This window comes from Reticulibacter mediterranei, from assembly GCF_016587455.1.
On sequence record NZ_BNJK01000002.1, the window covers coordinates 2,441,130 to 2,457,683 of the forward strand.

Sequence of the window (16,554 nt, forward strand, 5' to 3'; positions counted from 1 at the left end):
CAATGCCAAGCGGATCGGCCCGGGCGATGGCCTCATTGAGCGCTATTTCTTTTTTTAAGCGGGCCACAAGATCACAGATCTGGCATGCCCTCTTCTCGATGAGCTGCTTTCAGCAGGGCATGCTCTCCATGCACAGAGGGAGCGTAAACCAGAAGCGCGAGCCCTGGCCTGGGATACTGTGCAGGCCAACACTGCCGCCGTGCCATTGGACAATGGTTTGGCAGATGTGTAAGCCCAGCCCTAAACCAATGCCGCTTCCACTCAACACCTGCACTCCCTTGGCGCGATAGAAGCGTTCCCAAACACACTTTTGCTCCTCTGGGGTTAAACCTGGTCCCTGGTCGCTGACCGTCACGCGCACAGTATTACTCTCGGTTGTCACAGCGACTTCAACAGATTTAGTGGATGCTGAGTACTTGAGCGCGTTTGTCAGGTAGTTGGACACGACTTGTCCCAGACGGCCAGCATCGCCATGGATCAGTATCTGCTCCGTGGGCGGGTCCAGGTTGATAACACGCCCCTGTGTCGCCTGGCGCTGGTCTTCGACGATCTCACGCACGATCTGACCCATGTCACAGCACTGCATATGCAGTTCAAGCTTGCCAGTCCGGATACGCGATACATCGATCAGGTCGCTTGCCAGCCGGTTCTGCATATGCACCTGGCTCTCCGCGCGGTCCAGATAGTGTTGGATCTTCTCCAGCGAACCGAGGACTGCTTTTTGTTCTCCTGAATGCTGGGTCAATGCCCTGTGCAGGGTGCGTTGTGCGAGCTGGATGTTCCCTAGAGTGGTAGTCAGTGGTCCCTTGAGTTCGTGGCTTGCGATGCTCAGAAACTCATTGAAGCGACGATTGAGTTCCTGCGTTTGCCGTTCCAGTAGAGAACGCTCGGTCACATCCCGAAAGACGAGCACAGCGCCGTTGATCTGCTGCTGCTGATCGTAGATTGGTGTGCCAGAGACGTTCAAATCTCTCTTCTCTCCCCCGTTGCTCAAACTTTGGACGTTAACAGCGCTGGCCCCAGTCAGGTGTTCTCCGCGCAGAACGCGGTAAATTGGCCAGCACTCCACGGCCAATGGTTGACCATTCTCATCCCACACCAGAGGTTCTTTGTCCTGCTGCTCAACGATCCAGTCTACATTGTCCTGAGCAAATGGCATGAGTGACAGGTCCCACGCGGCAGCATTCATCTGAAATTGCCCCTGCAAATCGCAGACCACCAGACCATCACCCATGGCCTCGAAGACTGCCTCCAGTTCGCGCACGCGGCTATCTGCTTCAGCGCGGGCCTGCCGCTCCTTCCACGCTAGTTCGGCCTGGGCCTGCTCTGCCGCGCGCAATTGTGTGGTGAGTTCTTCTCGCTCGATGTAGGAAATAAGGAAACGGGCCACAATTTGCATCAATTCCAGGGCTTCAGGTTGATCAGCAAGCGCGTGCGGATGGGGGTCCTGGGCGCAGAGAGTTCCATAGACCCGACCATCGCTGTAGAGAAGTGGCACCCCAATGTAGAAGCCAATATGGTATTCCTCAGTCGTGGGGAGCCGCTGGTAAAAAGGATGTTGGCTAGAATCTTCGATAATGAGAGGTTGCTGGGTTCGCCAGACGGTCTGGCAATAGGTTCTCTCAAGCGCTCCCTCTGACCCAACGGCTGGGAGAGAGGTGTCTCTATTGCGCGCCTCCATAATTTTGAGCGTGTGTTGCTCAACCCTCTCGCCATAATCCACGCTCGTTTTTTCCGACTTGTTTTCACCAACGCGCCCGATGAAAAGAGTCTGGCAATCCAGGAACCGTCCGATAACCTCAAGTGCTGCGCTCATGGCTTCATGAGAAGAAGGAAAGCTCTGCACGGTCATCTGCGCCACCTCACGAAGAATGTGGGGGTTGGCTATTTTCGTCTGCTCCTGCGCTCTTCCCTGGCTATTTTGTTGGTTAGAGTCACCAGACATTCCGTTTGGGGAAGGCTGCTGCTCTTGCGGCGAGGTATCCAACGGCCCCTCATTAGGGAGCCGCCTCGCTAGCCGCGAGAACGACTTATAGACTTTATGCCCCATAAAGGAGCTCCTTTTCTAACGGTATCTTCCCTGAAAAGGCTCTCATTTCTGATTACTATCCCTAAATAGTACATAGTCTAAAGAGAACATGCAAAAGTGGAATGGATATGCGACTTGGTTAAGACCTGGAGTGACTCCAAGGCCAGTTCTGTCTCGATTTTGGTGAAGTATGAGCTTATCTGAGAAAAGTGAATGGTTCTGTGAGCACCAACTGCACTCCTTTTCCCCTCTGACAAAAGCGTTTTCACCAAAATTGAGACTGGTCCATCGACAACGACCGCCAGGGGAATCTCCGCTCCATCAATCAGCAGGCGCTTCATTTGGTCCCTGAAATGAAGGGCTGCACTTATTTCCACAGCTCATTGCTGATTTTCCGGGGGCATGGCATCGTTGGCTCTTGTTCTTGTTTTGGCTTTCATTGTATCACAAGTTTTCGGATAAGGTCTCGGTGGGAAATTCCCTCTGGGCAGAAGCAAAAGGTCCTTCAGAAACTTGCCTATCATATGATGGAGAAGGAGATAGTAGAGATGATGCCTTCAGAGGCCGCGTCAGTAATCAAGGAACTCTTAACGTATACGAGTATTCCGATGGCTCCAGAGGTATTTTTGCAGACGGTAGAAAAGGACAGAACTTTAGTATTGCTCTATTCCTCCTGCAGAGAAGAGAGAACATTACCCCAAACATAACTTTCGTCTCTCTCTGTTCCTGCTCCCGAGAAGCTATACTCCTTGCATGAAGATATCTGAAGCACGTGGCACAGGCAGAGATGACCGCCACACGAGGGACAGAGACATGTTAAACGAGAGCAACTCAAACATTGAAAAGGCGGAGCCCCTGATCTATCAGATCAGAATCAAGGGTCACCTGGATCGCAAGTGGGCCGACTGGTTTTCTGGCCTGAGTATCACATCGCTTGCGAACGGCGAGACCCTGTTAACCGGCCCGGTGCTCGATCAAGCCATGTTGCATGGCCTGCTGAGAAAAGTACGTGATGTTGGCTTGCCATTGGTCGCGGTCATTCGCATGGAGCCCGAGCAGACAGATGGACCAGATGTCAAACCTTAACGCCTATCACTTCGTTCAAAAAAGGAGATAACATCATCATGGAAAACTATTCAAACGAAGCATCCCATCCCTATGGTGAATATAGAGGAGCGGTCACAGCGCAGCCACTTGAGACTCCCAACGGCTTCCAGCCAAGCTCTCCAGAGAGCTATTCCCCCTCGGCTTCGCCAAAATACCAGCAGCAAGAGCCGCTGTCTGGTTCTCAGCGGTACTATGGATATCAGCAACCGTACCTCGCAGGCTATAGCAGCCCTTATGAAAAGATCTCAGCAGACATGCGCCCTTCCAGAGTTGGTTGGCTAAGCTACCTTGGCGGCTGGGTCACTGGCCTGACCTTCCTGCTGCTGAAGAAGGAGAATGGTTTTGTACGCTTCCACGCGATGCAGTCCCTCATCTTCTTCGGTATGATGAGCATAGCGACGACCGTGTTAAACCACATCCCCTTCCTTGCTTCCATTGGTTCTGGGCTGGGGTTCGTCTCCTTCATCTGCTGGATTGTCTTGATCGTCAAAGCCGCTCGCGGCAGATACTACAAGCTGCCTATCATCGGCGACTATGCAGAAAAATGGGCCAATTCGTTGAAGGACGAGAGGCGAGTGCGAACATTGTTTTGAGGGTCTGATGGTATTGCTGTAAATGTGATAATTTGATGACGCAGTTTTTGATCATTATCTGACGTACATTCCGGTACATCTTTCCCAAGTGAAAATCTTTGAAGCGGCGGTCTGCAAAGCTCTTTGCGGAGTTACTGAAAGAGAATAGCAATACCGCCATTACGTCAGATAATTGTAAAGGTTTTCCGCCATTGAATGAAACAATTTACACATGTGCAGGTCAAGAGCCCGGAATCGTTGCGCGCTTATGCAGCAAGAAATAGCAGACATAGGGAAAACATGCTGACAGGATGACGTTGCATACCGGTTGTACACTGATGGCATCGCGCGATGAAACGTCTATTCATCTACCGCAGGAGAAAGGAACGATCACATGGGAGCACCGGACTTGCTGGTCACCAAATTTACGATCCCCCCGGTTCGGGGGCGCCTGCTGCTTCGTGCTGCCCTGATTGAGCGGCTGAACCAGGGCGGCACGCTCCCCCTGGTGCTGCTCTCAGCGGGGGCAGGTTTTGGCAAAACAACGCTGCTCTCCGCCTGGGTCAGCCAGTACCCCCACCCAGTGGCCTGGCTCTCTCTGGATCGTCTTGACAATGATCCGCTCGGCTTCTGGACTGCGGTCCTGACGACCTTGCGCACCCGCTTTCCCGCCATCGGGGAAGCGGCTTTGGCGCAGGTGCAGGCACAGCAGCAACTCCAGATGACCACGCTGCTGACGACCCTCATCAATGACTTGGCCGGAGCTGGCGAGGAGATCATGCTCATTCTGGATGACTATCATGTCATCGACGAGCCAGGTATCCACACCACCCTCCAGTTTCTGCTCGATCATGCGCCCTCCCGTTTGCATCTGGTGCTCTCCAGCCGCGTCGACCCACCGCTCGCGTTGTCCCGGCTCCGCGCCAGGGGCCAGATGGCTGAACTCCGCGATACAGACTTACGGGTCAGTGAGCAAGAGGGGGCACATTTTCTTCAGCAGGTGATGGATATCCACCTGAGCGCTCAGGATGAGCAACGCCTGGCGCAGCGCACGGAGGGCTGGCTGGCTGGCTTACAACTGGCCGCGCTCTCACTCTCTACCCGTGCCGACCCAAGCGCCTGGGTGACAACGTTTCATGGCAGCCAGCGCCTCCTCCTGGACTATTTCCAGGAGGAAATTCTCGCCCACCAGAAGCCCTCTGTCCGGCGCTTCTTGCTGCGCGCCAGCATTTTGCCACGCATGCATGCTTCGCTGTGCCAGGCTGTGACCGGGAACGCAGCCAGCCAGGAGATATTGGAAGCTCTGGAGCGCTCCAACCTGTTTGTGATGCACCTGGAAGAGCAGCGGCAGTGGTATCGGTTGCACGATCTCTTTCGTGAGGCGCTGCTGGCCCGTCTCCAGGCAACTCAGCCTGATCTTGTGCCCACGCTCTATGAACGCGCTGCCCACTGGTACGAACACCAGGGGCTGCTGCCTGACGCCGTGGAGGCGGCGCTGGGTGCTGGCACCTTTTCCTATGCAGCACACCTGATGGAGCGCTGCATTGATCAGCAGAGCTTCCGCAACGCTTATCACACGTTGTGCCGCTGGGTGGAACAATTGCCCGAGGAGCTGTTGCAGACTCAGCCAATTCTCAGTTTCTGGTATGCCCTCTCCACAACGTTCACCTCGCTGCGCCGCACGCCCGCCTTCTGGCCACGGATTGAAGCGTCCCTGCAGTGGGCAGAACAGGGCTTTGAGGCGCAGGGAGAGCCGGAACATCTGGGCGAAGCCCTGGAATTGCATGCCGAATTGGCCTTCTTCCAGGACGACCTTGCCAGCACGCTGGCCTTGGCCCGAGCCGCCACGCCACTACTCTCTGAGCAGAACTTCATGTTTGCCACCAATCTGTTGACTAGAGGACTGGAACAGTTGCACGCAGGTCAGCTTTCGGCCGCCTGGCAGGATTTCCTGGAGGGTCTCAGACGCGCTGAACGTCTTGGGTCGCTCACCGCAACGTTGGCGGCATCTCTGCTGCTGGCGGAGGTGTGTCTGGCTCGCGGCGAGTTGTACCAGGCGGCACGCTACTGTCGTCAGACGCTCGCCTCAGCGGAGGAAGACCTGTGGGCCTTCCAGCAGCAATTGATGACGGCGAGCGGGGACCGTGATCCTTTTTTCCTCTCCTGGGCCTATCATAGCCTGGCGCAGCTGGCCTGCGAGTGGAATGATCTCGCAACGGCCCAGCACGCCCTGGCGCAAGCTCAAGCGCTGGGAGATGACCCGGCCAAGGGAGTCCATGTGTGGACCTCCGGGGGACTGATTCGGGCCCGTCTACTGCACTGTCGGGGCGAGACCACAGCGGCACTGCACCTGTTGGAAGCCTGGGAACAGCAGACCCGCTTTCCCTGGGCGCTGCGTGCGCTGCGAGCCTCCCAGGCCCGGCTTCACCTCGCCATGGGCAATCTGCCTGCGGTCGAAGAATGGTCCCGCGCCAGAGCAGACTTCTTCGGGTTAAGAGTCCGTGAACGCGAGCGAGAGCTGCCTTATGTGCAGCAGGAGGAAGAGGCGCTCCTGCTGGTTCGCCTCTTCCTCGCGCACGAGCAGGCCGGGGCAGCGCTCCAGGAATTAGCCCGTTGGAAAGCGCAGGCAGAAAGCCAGGGACGCACCCATGGCCTGCTGGAAATACTGCTCCTGGAGGCCCTGGCCCACCAGGCGGATCGCGCGTTTCCACGAGCCAGGGCTTCCCTGCTCCAGGCCCTGAGACTGGCGCAGCCAGGACAGTATCAGCGCCTGTTTCTCGATGAAGGGCAGGTCATGGCTACCCTTTTGAAAAGCTCGCTCAAAGAGATCCAGGAGAAAGACACAGCCGCCTATGTGCGCGGCCTGCTTGACGCGTTCGCGCAGGAGCAGATGAACGCTTCTGTGGTCTCATCACCAGGTCCATCGCCGCTGCTGGAACCGCTCACGGCACAGGAGCAACGAGTCTTGCAACTCCTGGCAGCAGGCGCCTCGAATCAGGAGATCGCCACTCAGCTCGTGATTCAGCTTTCGACCGCGCGGAAACATGTCGCCAATATCCTGGGCAAGGTAGGGGCAGCGAATCGAACGCAGGCCATTGCACGCGCGCGGGAGTATGGGTTGCTATAGTCCTGGTCTCGCCGATCCTTCTAGCGAGCCTCGCTCAGGTGAGCGAGAAGAGCGAAAGATCTCGGCCTTTTCCCTCATGGTGGCCTTTTGGCTACCCACCAGGCCGTCCTCTCTCCTTTACAATAAGTAGCTTTTGGGCTACTGTCCGCAGGCATGGTGCCAGGGTATCCTTTGCACAAGACGAGCAGGGCGTGCCTCTGCCGGCTCCCTGTAGAGAGGTGGGACCTCGCCTCTATCTTCTTCATCACTGCTGTAGAAGAAAAGACAAAAGGAGAAAACAGTATGGACTCTCACACGGCACGATTTGCATTCGTGCGAAACCATCCGGTGATGACTTTTTTTGTGATCACCTTTCTCATCGGCTATATCGCCGAGCTATCCTTGTTTTTTACCAGGATCTCTGTGTTCGGATCAATCGCTGCGTCTAGCTCTTCTCTTGCAGGAATCCTGACTGCCGCTCTGTATGGCAAAAAAGAACTCAAGCGTTTGTTTGTAGTTCAGGCTCAATTCCGCGGCGTTGGATGGTCGTACCTTGTTGCGCTGCTCCTTCCTCCCACCCTCGTCGCTGGGGCTATTCTGGTGAATATGCTCTTTGGTCATCCCTTCCCTGCTTCCGTCGTCGAAAATTGGAAACTGATCATTCCCATGTTCTTCCTTTTCCTGACCCAGGGCGAAGAAATAGGATGGCGCGGCTTTGCTCTTCCCCATCTGGTGAAGAACACTCGTCCGCTCACCGCGACCCTCATCATCGGAGGAGTGTGGGCATGTTGGCAGCTGCCGCTCTACTTCCTTCCCGGCTTCATTCAACATGATATAGCCCAGGCTTCCGGGTTTGTGGTGACGTTTGTCATCTATTCCACCCTGGTGGTGGCGGCATCGGTCATCTTCTCCTGGTTATCCTTGCGCTCGAAAAACAGCCTCGTTCCGGCTATTATCACCCATGGAGTGCTCAATGTCTGCGTCTGGTACTTTCAGTATCAGAATACGCATGCCTACGGTGGCCTGACCATGTTGATAGCCCTGTCCCTGCTCTGGGTCGTAGCAGCTGTACTGGTCTCTGTCACCTCCCCAATTTTTCGCACTCAGGATGCTGCGCTCTTCAGAAGACGCCTCTCGCAGCCTTCTATTCGCGAAGTGGCTGAGCCAGCCCAGATTTGACGCTTCTATCCGATAGAGACACCAGGGCACTTTCCAAGCAGACTCACAAGCGAACTCCCAGTGGAGTAGAAGCGAGGATTTGTATGAGATATTCCATTCGCATCAAAGGCCACCTGGACCCCTGCTGGCAGGACTGGTTCGAGGGATTAACGATTGTCCATGAGGATGAGGGCACCTCCAGACTCACTGGTTCGCTCAGAGACCAGGCGGCGCTGTATGGCGTCCTGACAAAGATACGTGCCCTGGGTCTGACCTTGCTCGCATTGGAGACCGGCGAGGGCGTTGCACCTTCGGGGTCAGGGGACTCCTTCTGAAAAGAGAAAGAAGTAAACGATGAACACACCCATGAACACGAAGCACGAGCAGAGCACGACGACACAGTCCCAGGTTTCCGTTTCTCGAAGGTCGCGGAAGAGCACCATAACTCGGGCCGATTGGCTGATACCAGCCGGGCTGATCCTGCTCACCTCGATCCCAGCTCTGGGAGGAGTTGTCAGCCTGGTCGGGTTCGCCACCAGCACCGCGCTCACGCCCGATGATACCAAGTTCCACGATCTGCCCCTGCCGATCGTGCTTCACATTGTGAGCGCCCTCCCGTTCTGCCTGCTGGGCGCCTTCCAATTCGCCCCTGGCTTGCGCCGCCGCTGGCGCGGCTTTCACCGCCTCGCTGGGTGGCTGGTGGTCCTGTGTGGCCTGACTACCGGGCTTTCAGGGCTGTGGATGACCCAGTTCTATCTCTTCTCTCTCCAGTCTCAGAGCATGCTCCTCTATAGCTTCCGGATGCTGTTCGGCTCAGCTATGGTCCTGGCGCTGGCTCTGGGCCTGGTCGCCATCCTGCGGCGCAACCTTGCCCGGCATCGCGCCTGGATGATACGCGGCTATGCCATCGGTCAGGGCGCGGGCACTCAGGCGCTGACTGCTCTGCTCTGGATGATCATCTTCGGCACTCTGGGTGAGCCTGCCAAAGACTGGCTGCATGGCGTCAGCTGGGTCATCAATCTCGCCGTGGCCGAATGGCTTATCCACAGGAAGCATGCAAAGGGTCGCCAGAAGCAGGTGGACACAGGGCACGACCAAAGCCGAGCACTTCTCTCTGGGAAGTCGCCGAGCACGAGCGCAGGGGTGTAGAAGCTAGGCCAATGGGCCTCTCTCATCGGGAAATCGGTCAAGAGATGACGATTGTGCTGAAGCGGGGTATGGCTCGTGGAACAGCCTCTTAACATATGCCGAATATACCTGTTTGCCGGAAAACAGCGCGATCGCACTCAAACCATCGCTCAGTCTGCGCATGCGTCCTTGCGGGAGTGACAAGCAGCAAGACGCTCATAGGTGGAGAAGCAACTCCAAAGACGGAGGATCTCATCTTCCTGAAAGAACTGGTTGAAGCAGGCAAGATCAAACCGGTCATTGATCGACGTTATCCCTTGGAGCAGATCGTCGAGGCTCACAGGTATGTTGACCAGGGGCACAAAAAGGGAGATGTCGTCATTACTGTGCAACAGCATGAACATACTGAGCAACACTTGCGCCAGTGAAATGGCCAGACTCACATGGAATTGGTAGCACCTTCCATCATTCCCGTCCTCGTGCTCAACCGTTCCTTTGAGACGCTGCGCCCTGAGCAACTTTGCTCCTGGTCGTCTTCACTGTGATCATCGTTCCCCAAATCCCCATTACCAGGGGAGCAGGTAGAGGAGGTGTGCTTGGACTCCTGCTGACCTGCCTCGTATTCAAGATACGATAGGGACGGCGCGCTGGAAGAACAGGAGATTGACGCTGTAGTGACCGTCTGAGGGCAAGAGCGCTACTGAATCAGTCGGCGGATCTTGCCACATGCAATATACGAACCCCCACTTGCGGTCTCGATCACTTGATCTACCACGTACAGAACCCCCGCTTCACGAATGTCGCGTGGGAACCGCATATTATAGTTTGGGTCGTAGCCATCGGAGACGACCCGTGCGCGCAGCTTACTGCCCTCGCGGATACACTGGACAAGCACCCCGTCATCTGCGTTGGTGGTCGTCTCAAGGTCCGCCGCAGTGCGGGCTGACACCTTCGAGGCTTGCGGTGGGCTACTGCGTCTGACTGCTGTAGACCCGAACCTGCTGGTGCCTTTGTAGAGATGTTCCTGTCCAGGCAAGGCGAGACGGCGGATGTTGCCGACGGCACGGTAGAAGGTTCCGTTGGCCGACAGTTGCAGAGTATCTACGACATAATGAACGCCTTCCTCACGAATAGTGCGTGGAAACTGGATGTTCAAGCTCTGGTCGTAGCCTTCGGAAGTGACACGCATCCGCAGCTTGCCGCCCTCGCGGGAACACACCAGTTCTACCCCTTCATTGACTGCGGCTGTCGTATCCAGATCAGCAGCCGACCCACCAGCCGTACCGCGCAGCGACAAGTCGGTGCGGCTGCGCATCCGTGCCTGATATGACTGATCGCGCATCTCCTTACGGCTGGCGCTGTCAAACTGGCGGCGTTCAAGCCGCTCGACGAAGTGCTCCAGTTGTGCGATCTCTTCGGCTATCTCAAAGTGCTCATCCAGTCCTTGTTGACGCAGCTCTGCGCTGATCTGGCGTAGCGTCTGGACCGCTTTTGTAACGTCCCCGCTGTCAGCCAGCTCAATTGCCGTATCTTTCGCCTTCGCAATGCGGATTCGGCTGATTTGTAAAACGAGATCGATAGCAGGTGCGGCCGCCATCGCTTCCTCGATGGTGACAACAGGCATGGATACCATGAGCGGCTCGGTGCTCGCAAAGGACTTGATGATGCTGTTGGCGACCGCCTCGTACCGGTAGGAGACCGCCAGCAGAGGAATGCCGGGGCTGATATCCGTCTGGGCGGGGATCGTGAGTTGGAGGGCCAGGAGTTTATCTTCGTTCTCGTAGACATCGCCCATGCTCAGCATCGTGGCACCCGGCTGTGTCTCTACGCGGTAGTTGCTGTACAGGTTGTGGATCTGGACACCACTGTTTGGCACGGGCGCGATCGTCACCGCAAGATTTTGCGCCACAACTGATGCCAGGCTCTCGATCTCGATCCGAAAGACCTCTTCAGCATCATCAGGCGCCTGGATGAAGTAGAAGTTTCCGCCTGCGGCCTGGGCCATACCAATCAAAAGATCTTCGTTGAAGTGCGCTCCGAAGCCAAGTGTGGTTGTGACCACGCCATCGTCCGCCTTTTGGCGTGCAGTGGCGATCAGCACCTTTGGATCGACGACTCCCACGTTGGCCTGCCCATCGGTCAGCAGCAAGACCCGATGGATCATCTCGGCACCGCGCCGGGCGAGGACGTGCTCGCAACCTTTGAGCCACCCGCCGCTCAGGTTGGTCGTCCCTCCCGCTCGAACCTTGCGAATCATCTCGCGAATCGCCTGTTTGTCAGTAACGTTGCTCGGTGCCAGGATGGTTTCGACCTTATCGTCGTAGACAACCAGCGATAACACATCATCTGGTCCGAGTTGCTCAACCAGTGTCTCCGCTGCGTTGAGCGCCTGCTTGAGCGAGCGCCCCGCCATTGAGCCAGAGCGATCGATCACCAGACTGAGGTTGAGCGGTCGGCGCGGAGCGCGTGGCCCCGCGGATGGTTGGGGGCGTAGCGTAATGAGAAGATCGACAGTAGCAGGATGCCCAACTGGGAGAGCGGATGGGTTGAGTGTGAAGTGAGTCTGCATAGTAGCGTCCTTTCTGTGCATGTTGAAATGGATGGATCTGGCCCATATGTGGTGATGCCCAACGGACCTGAAACCAGGGCAGACTCGTGACAGTATCTCAGGAAGAGACAACCATTGTCTAGAAACTATGACTTTCAGCTCATCGCGCTCTTGACAACTCGATGCGATTGATTCCTACCGATGTGCTTCCTCTACCGGCGTCGGCACTGTGGCCCATTCCTCCATATCGTTGTGCTGCTCAGGCTGCACTGGCTGCCCGTCCCGCGTGGAGAGTGCGGCCTTTCTCCTGAACAGCACCGCCGCCAGCACACGCGGTGCAAACAGCGTGGTTGGCGGCTTGAGCATATGCATCACATGATAGAAGCGCAGGGCCAACTGGGGAGTCTCCGCTGCTGCTTCCAACAAGCGTCGTGTATACCACTGGAAGAGACCTATTCCCACCGGGCGTTTCCCCTCTGTAGCGGGATAACGGAAATCTTCACTGGTCGTAAACATCCAGGCAGCAGAAACGGTACGTGCAACAGCCTTCTGGAACTGGCGAGGCAATCCAGCCAGATCTCTCTGGCGCTGCTGCCGCTGCTGCAAGCAGGTCTGGAGCATCTCTACTTCGATAGCGGCAACAGTCATCCCTTGAGCATAGACAGGGTTAAAGCTGCACAGCGCATCTCCCAGCACGATGAAGCCATCCGGTAGTCTGGACATGCGTTCGTAATAGCGCCGACGATTCGCGGCAAAGCGATAGCTGACAGCCGTCGTGAGCGGCTCGGCTTCCTTGATCAACTCGTAGAGCGCGGGATTGGGCAAACTGCGTGCATATTCCAGGAAGCCCGCCTCCTCACTCGGTGGGTAGTCTTTCAACCATCCACTCAAGGAGACACTCCAACGATCTCCTTCGATAGGCTGTACCAGGCCGGTTCGCTGTTCCTGTGGAGGCGTGCAATAGATCACCAGGATTTTCCAGTCTGCGGGCAGTTCTTTGGGGCGACGATAGGTCCGCGTGGTATATCCCACGTCTACCTTCACTACAGCTTCCTCCACCTCGGGATAACCCAGCGCTTTCAGCCAGCGAGGAGCTTGTGAGCCGCGCCCACTGGCATCCACCACCAGATCTGCCTCCATCTCCTCTGTGTGGCGTACTCCTTCAACAGAACGGATCTGCACGCCTGTAATTCTCCTGGCGTCTGCACTGGGGGACAGTTGGAGCACCTCAAAGCCATCCAGAATACGGACATTGGCTTTACGCGCTACCCGTTGGCGAATCTGTGCCTCTAGCCAGGGTCGGCTCTGGCTATAGATGCGGATATTGCTCTTGAACCGCACTTTTCCCACGCCAAACTGATACCAGAGGAGATCAGCACCCATATCCGCTGCGATGGCACCCTCCTCAACCAAGGCAGGAAACAGGTCAGGGAAGAGCGCCTCGATCACCTCAGCTCCCTTGCTCAAGAGGGCATGCGTTTGCCAGCCCTGGGGGACGCCTTTGCGCGGCCCCATCCCTTCCAGTCGGTCTCGCTCGATCAGCGTGACGCGCTCGAAGGACTCGGAGAGGACTTGCGCCGCCAGCAATCCTGCCATGCTGGCACCAATCACCACCGCATGTTGCCCCAGCAACATAGGAGCTAATGTCTGCCTGAGAGCCATAAAAGTATTCTTTCCTTTTCTTAATATTCTCTTGCCTCTATAAGGATGCAGCACAGGAATTTTCGCGTATTACATGCCTCAGTTGGCAACCTGCCCATAACTTCTCGGATGTGTTCTTTAAAGAAGCCTCTTGCAAAGAGTATAGCTGAGGCAAGAAACGAGCGCATCAGTAAAATTACCTGATTACACAGAACAAAGATATATGACCACATTGCTGTACATTGCCTCATTCGATTGTGGTCTTTTTTACGAAGCTCCAGCAGGCGTCGAATAGCCACGTCAGGAATATTGCGGCGAATTTCTCCTAAGGCATATGCCGCCTTCATTTGCACTTGCCAGAAAAGCCAGTCAAGAAGCCGAGTTAGCATTTCGGTGGCAAGAGGAATAGAAGGCTTTATTTTGCCAAGCAGATCGGCGAAAAAGCTTTGCACTAGTGAGCCTATCACCGTCCCCGAGGAATGCTCTTGTAAGTAAGCTGCCCAGTACAATTACGCTGGTCCTTGCTCTCCTGTACGTCTTTCTTTACCCATAGATTTTGATGAAGGTAGTGTTTGGAAGCTGGTGTATAAGAGAGGGCGCTACAGAACAGAAAGATGCGCAGTTTCCCACCTCAGTTAGCATACAGGGACCTCCATGTGTACATGAGTCATGGTGTTGACGGAGGGCCAACGGCAGAACAAAGCGTGCAGACCATAAGTGTGAGGATAGTGAGATCTCTCTGGCGAATATGGAGATCAGATCGTGACACGTAGGAGGTATATTTGCTTTGTTATAAGAGTATCTTATGGGAACAATATCATCCGGAAAGAAGTGACGTTATGGCATCAAGGCAACAAAGTTCACTCCTCTTCCCGCGCAATGAAAACGGGACATCTGCGCAGGTTGGATTCGCGAATACACAGATAGCATTGCTCAGCGATACCGATGCAGGGCACATAGCAACTCTGCTTGAGCAGGTGCAGGCGTTGTTGAACACGCATGGATGTTCAAAGGAGATGAAAACGAAAGAAGACTTGTTCCCATTCATGCTACAGGTGGGGTCTCGATTGGATCGAGGCATCGTCCGCAAGGACGAGCCAAACGAAGATAGCCTCTTCATCGCTCAGAGTATTCTTCATACCTTGTCTGCACCTGCGAGACGGTTTGCTCTGTTTGTGGTAGCAGATGGAATGGGAGGACAGGAGCAAGGGCAGGAAGCCAGCCAGCTCGCTCTAGAGTCTCTGGCTGAATATGTCTATACTTCTCTTTGCTCAAAAGATCCCACGCCAGATGCGTTCGTCTCTTTGCTCCAAAAAGGCTTTCAATCGGCGAACCAGGCGATCTATCTGCACAATCAGAAGTCCGGTTCCAATATGGGTACAACGATGACCGCGATTCTCATAAGTGATTCGACTGCATATATCGCGCATACAGGTGATAGTAGAGCGTACCTCTATCGCCAGCCAACGGGATTGATCCAACTCACTCATGATCACTCATTGGTAGCTGCTCTTGTAGAGGTAGGAGCTATTCAGCCTGAAGAGGTCTATACGCATCCTGGGCGCAATCAGATTTACCGCTATGTGGGCCGGACCGCTACCGTGGAGGTAGACATAGAGAGTGTACCGCTTGCCGCTGGTGATAGGCTGTTACTTTGCTCCGATGGTCTGTGGGAAATGGTTCGCGATCCTCAAATTGCGGATATATTGGCCCGTCCTGTAAGAGATCCATCAGAGACGGCGGATAGGCTCGTTCAGGCGGCGTTGACAGGCGGTGGAGAAGATAATGTAGGGGTCATTGTCGTACAGGTCTGATTACGTCGCAATACATATACGAGCATGCAAGAGAAAGGACCAGGCTCTCGATGAGACAAGACGACTTTTACAGATGGCTATACCGTGGACAGCGACCCAACTGGATCGCAAAACTGTTGGGAAGATGGTGGGCTGTTGTTGCCTCTTCAGGTGCCATTTCCAACTATATGATGACCCTGGAAGTGACTGGACGGAAGTCAGGAAGGGCAATCTCGCTGCCTATGGTGATAGCCATTGTCGGCGGGCAGCGGTATGTGATATCAATGCTCGGAGAGAATGTACAGTGGGTCCACAATGTTCGTGCTGCTGGGGGAAGGGCAGTACTACGCAGCGGCTGTCGTGAGGTGATCCATCTCGAAGAAGTTCCCGACAGCCAGCGCGCTCCCATTTTAAAGGCATATTTACAGCGTGCTCCAGGAGCGCGACCTCATGTACCAGTGAACAAAAATGCGCCAATTGCGGAATTTGAAAAGATAGCCACGGCATTTCCCGTCTTCCGAGTGGTGAGCGATGTCCATGCAACTTCAGAATGTCTATCATAATGTACTGAGTGAGGGCCGAAGACCTGTCAAGATATCGGACATGGACTTCGGCTTTCACATTTGTAATGGTTCTACAAAAGCTGTTGTTCATTGTCACTGTTGCCGCCTTTTCCCCCACGAATTGAAACTGATCCCTGTTCCCACATTCAGAAGTACACATTTTGAGATTGATCTCATTTCTTCGTTGCGAGATGGACTGTTGGGTTCCTAAGCGCATACCCAATCCCTATTTTTGTTGTGATGTAGCGCGGATGGGTGTAATCCTCTTCTATCTTGCGTCGAAGTCGATTGATGTTGACCTGGAGGATATGACTCTCACCGCTATATTCTGCTCCCCAGACCTGCTCTAATAAGCGATCCTGATTCACAATGTGCCCCTCATTCTGGGCCAGGTAAGCCAGGAGATGGTATTCGGTTGGTGTGAGATTCATCTCCTTGCCTGCTCTTGTTACCAGATGTTGTGTAGCATCAATCGTCAAGTCGCCAATTGTGATTGTTGTTTGCGAGTCCTGGACCGACTCATTGGATGGAAACTGCGCTCGTCGCAGCACTGCCCGTACGCGGGCGCGCAGTTCGTCGATACTAAATGGCTTGATGAGGTAGTCATCGGCTCCCAGATCCAGCCCTTTCACTATATCGTCGCTTTGTCCTCGTGCAGTGACGATGATAATGGGGACGGTGGAAAACTCTCGTACCTTTTGACAGACGGTAAACCCGTTCATCCTGGGCATCATTATGTCAAGGAGGACCAGATGAGGGGAGTACAGGCTTATTTGCTTCAGGGCGAGATCGCCATCACTTGCTGTCAAGACTTCATAGCCTTCGAACTCCAGGTTGCGTGCCATCAGACGCAGGAGTTGAGGATTGTCATCAGCTGTCAAAATCGTTGTTTTTCTGGTTTGCATGCTG

Annotated in this window: 13 protein-coding genes and 1 pseudogene; 9 read left to right on the forward strand and 5 right to left on the reverse strand. The window is 55.0% G+C overall.

Annotated features, from left to right (window positions below):
• Positions 1-109 precede the first annotated feature (109 nt).
• Positions 110-2,050, reverse strand: coding sequence for a GAF domain-containing sensor histidine kinase (locus K3T83_RS49520; protein ID WP_220210530.1), 1,941 nt, complete (start codon positions 2,048-2,050; stop codon positions 110-112).
• A 792-nt stretch (positions 2,051-2,842) separates the two neighbouring features.
• Between K3T83_RS49520 and K3T83_RS49525 the strand changes: the two genes are divergently transcribed.
• The 7 genes and pseudogenes from K3T83_RS49525 to K3T83_RS49555 all read left to right on the forward strand — a co-directional run.
• Complete coding sequence (locus K3T83_RS49525) at positions 2,843-3,115, forward strand: DUF8691 family protein (protein ID WP_220210531.1); 273 nt, start codon at positions 2,843-2,845, stop codon at positions 3,113-3,115.
• A 38-nt stretch (positions 3,116-3,153) separates the two neighbouring features.
• Positions 3,154-3,729, forward strand: coding sequence for a DUF4870 domain-containing protein (locus K3T83_RS49530; protein WP_220210532.1), 576 nt, complete (start codon positions 3,154-3,156; stop codon positions 3,727-3,729).
• Between the two features lie 373 nt (positions 3,730-4,102).
• Positions 4,103-6,835: a winged helix-turn-helix domain-containing protein gene (locus K3T83_RS49535; protein WP_220210533.1), complete on the forward strand. Its 2,733-nt coding sequence runs from the start codon at positions 4,103-4,105 to the stop codon at positions 6,833-6,835.
• Between the two features lie 282 nt (positions 6,836-7,117).
• On the forward strand, positions 7,118-7,993 hold the full coding sequence (locus K3T83_RS49540; RefSeq protein ID WP_220210534.1) for a CPBP family intramembrane glutamic endopeptidase: 876 nt from the start codon (positions 7,118-7,120) through the stop codon (positions 7,991-7,993).
• 83 nt (positions 7,994-8,076) lie between these two features.
• Entirely contained in the window at positions 8,077-8,307 is a 231-nt protein-coding gene (locus tag K3T83_RS49545; RefSeq protein WP_220210535.1) for a DUF8691 family protein, read from the forward strand.
• A gap of 19 nt (positions 8,308-8,326) precedes the next feature.
• Positions 8,327-9,121: a DUF2306 domain-containing protein gene (locus K3T83_RS49550; RefSeq protein WP_220210536.1), complete on the forward strand. Its 795-nt coding sequence runs from the start codon at positions 8,327-8,329 to the stop codon at positions 9,119-9,121.
• Positions 9,122-9,297: 176 nt separating this feature from the next.
• A pseudogene (locus K3T83_RS49555) lies at positions 9,298-9,528 on the forward strand (zinc-binding dehydrogenase); the annotation flags it as partial.
• A 269-nt stretch (positions 9,529-9,797) separates the two neighbouring features.
• On the opposite strand, the gene K3T83_RS49560 reads toward K3T83_RS49555, so the two are convergent.
• The 3 genes from K3T83_RS49560 to K3T83_RS49570 form a co-directional block, all read right to left on the reverse strand.
• Positions 9,798-11,669: a vWA domain-containing protein gene (locus tag K3T83_RS49560; protein ID WP_220210538.1), complete on the reverse strand. Its 1,872-nt coding sequence runs from the start codon at positions 11,667-11,669 to the stop codon at positions 9,798-9,800.
• 174 nt (positions 11,670-11,843) lie between these two features.
• The gene (locus tag K3T83_RS49565; protein ID WP_220210539.1) at positions 11,844-13,310 is read right to left on the reverse strand and encodes an FAD-dependent oxidoreductase; all 1,467 of its coding nucleotides are present in this window, start codon (positions 13,308-13,310) and stop codon (positions 11,844-11,846) included.
• A 20-nt stretch (positions 13,311-13,330) separates the two neighbouring features.
• On the reverse strand, positions 13,331-13,798 hold the full coding sequence (locus K3T83_RS49570; RefSeq protein ID WP_220210540.1) for a hypothetical protein: 468 nt from the start codon (positions 13,796-13,798) through the stop codon (positions 13,331-13,333).
• A gap of 330 nt (positions 13,799-14,128) precedes the next feature.
• Here K3T83_RS49570 and K3T83_RS49575 point away from each other — a divergent pair, with 330 nt between their 5' ends.
• Both K3T83_RS49575 and K3T83_RS49580 read left to right on the forward strand, forming a co-directional pair.
• Positions 14,129-15,103 (forward strand): PP2C family protein-serine/threonine phosphatase, encoded by a 975-nt coding sequence (locus K3T83_RS49575; RefSeq protein WP_220210541.1) that lies wholly within the window; start codon positions 14,129-14,131, stop codon positions 15,101-15,103.
• Positions 15,104-15,153: 50 nt separating this feature from the next.
• Positions 15,154-15,645 (forward strand): nitroreductase/quinone reductase family protein, encoded by a 492-nt coding sequence (locus K3T83_RS49580; protein WP_220210542.1) that lies wholly within the window; start codon positions 15,154-15,156, stop codon positions 15,643-15,645.
• Positions 15,646-15,818: 173 nt separating this feature from the next.
• Here K3T83_RS49580 and K3T83_RS49585 read toward each other — a convergent pair whose 3' ends face one another.
• Positions 15,819-16,550, reverse strand: coding sequence for a response regulator transcription factor (locus K3T83_RS49585; RefSeq protein ID WP_220210543.1), 732 nt, complete (start codon positions 16,548-16,550; stop codon positions 15,819-15,821).
• Positions 16,551-16,554: the final 4 nt, after the last annotated feature.

Coding starts and splice junctions, on each gene's coding strand:
- K3T83_RS49540 (WP_220210534.1), top strand. CDS start 7,118: ATGGACTCTCACACGGCACGATTTGCATTCGTGCGAAACCATCCGGTG.
- K3T83_RS49545 (WP_220210535.1), top strand. CDS start 8,077: ATGAGATATTCCATTCGCATCAAAGGCCACCTGGACCCCTGCTGGCAG.
- K3T83_RS49565 (WP_220210539.1), bottom strand. CDS start 13,310: ATGGCTCTCAGGCAGACATTAGCTCCTATGTTGCTGGGGCAACATGCG.
- K3T83_RS49525 (WP_220210531.1), top strand. CDS start 2,843: ATGTTAAACGAGAGCAACTCAAACATTGAAAAGGCGGAGCCCCTGATC.
- K3T83_RS49530 (WP_220210532.1), top strand. CDS start 3,154: ATGGAAAACTATTCAAACGAAGCATCCCATCCCTATGGTGAATATAGA.
- K3T83_RS49580 (WP_220210542.1), top strand. CDS start 15,154: ATGAGACAAGACGACTTTTACAGATGGCTATACCGTGGACAGCGACCC.
- K3T83_RS49560 (WP_220210538.1), bottom strand. CDS start 11,669: ATGCAGACTCACTTCACACTCAACCCATCCGCTCTCCCAGTTGGGCAT.
- K3T83_RS49535 (WP_220210533.1), top strand. CDS start 4,103: ATGGGAGCACCGGACTTGCTGGTCACCAAATTTACGATCCCCCCGGTT.
- K3T83_RS49550 (WP_220210536.1), top strand. CDS start 8,327: ATGAACACACCCATGAACACGAAGCACGAGCAGAGCACGACGACACAG.
- K3T83_RS49520 (WP_220210530.1), bottom strand. CDS start 2,050: ATGGGGCATAAAGTCTATAAGTCGTTCTCGCGGCTAGCGAGGCGGCTC.
- K3T83_RS49575 (WP_220210541.1), top strand. CDS start 14,129: ATGGCATCAAGGCAACAAAGTTCACTCCTCTTCCCGCGCAATGAAAAC.
- K3T83_RS49585 (WP_220210543.1), bottom strand. CDS start 16,550: ATGCAAACCAGAAAAACAACGATTTTGACAGCTGATGACAATCCTCAA.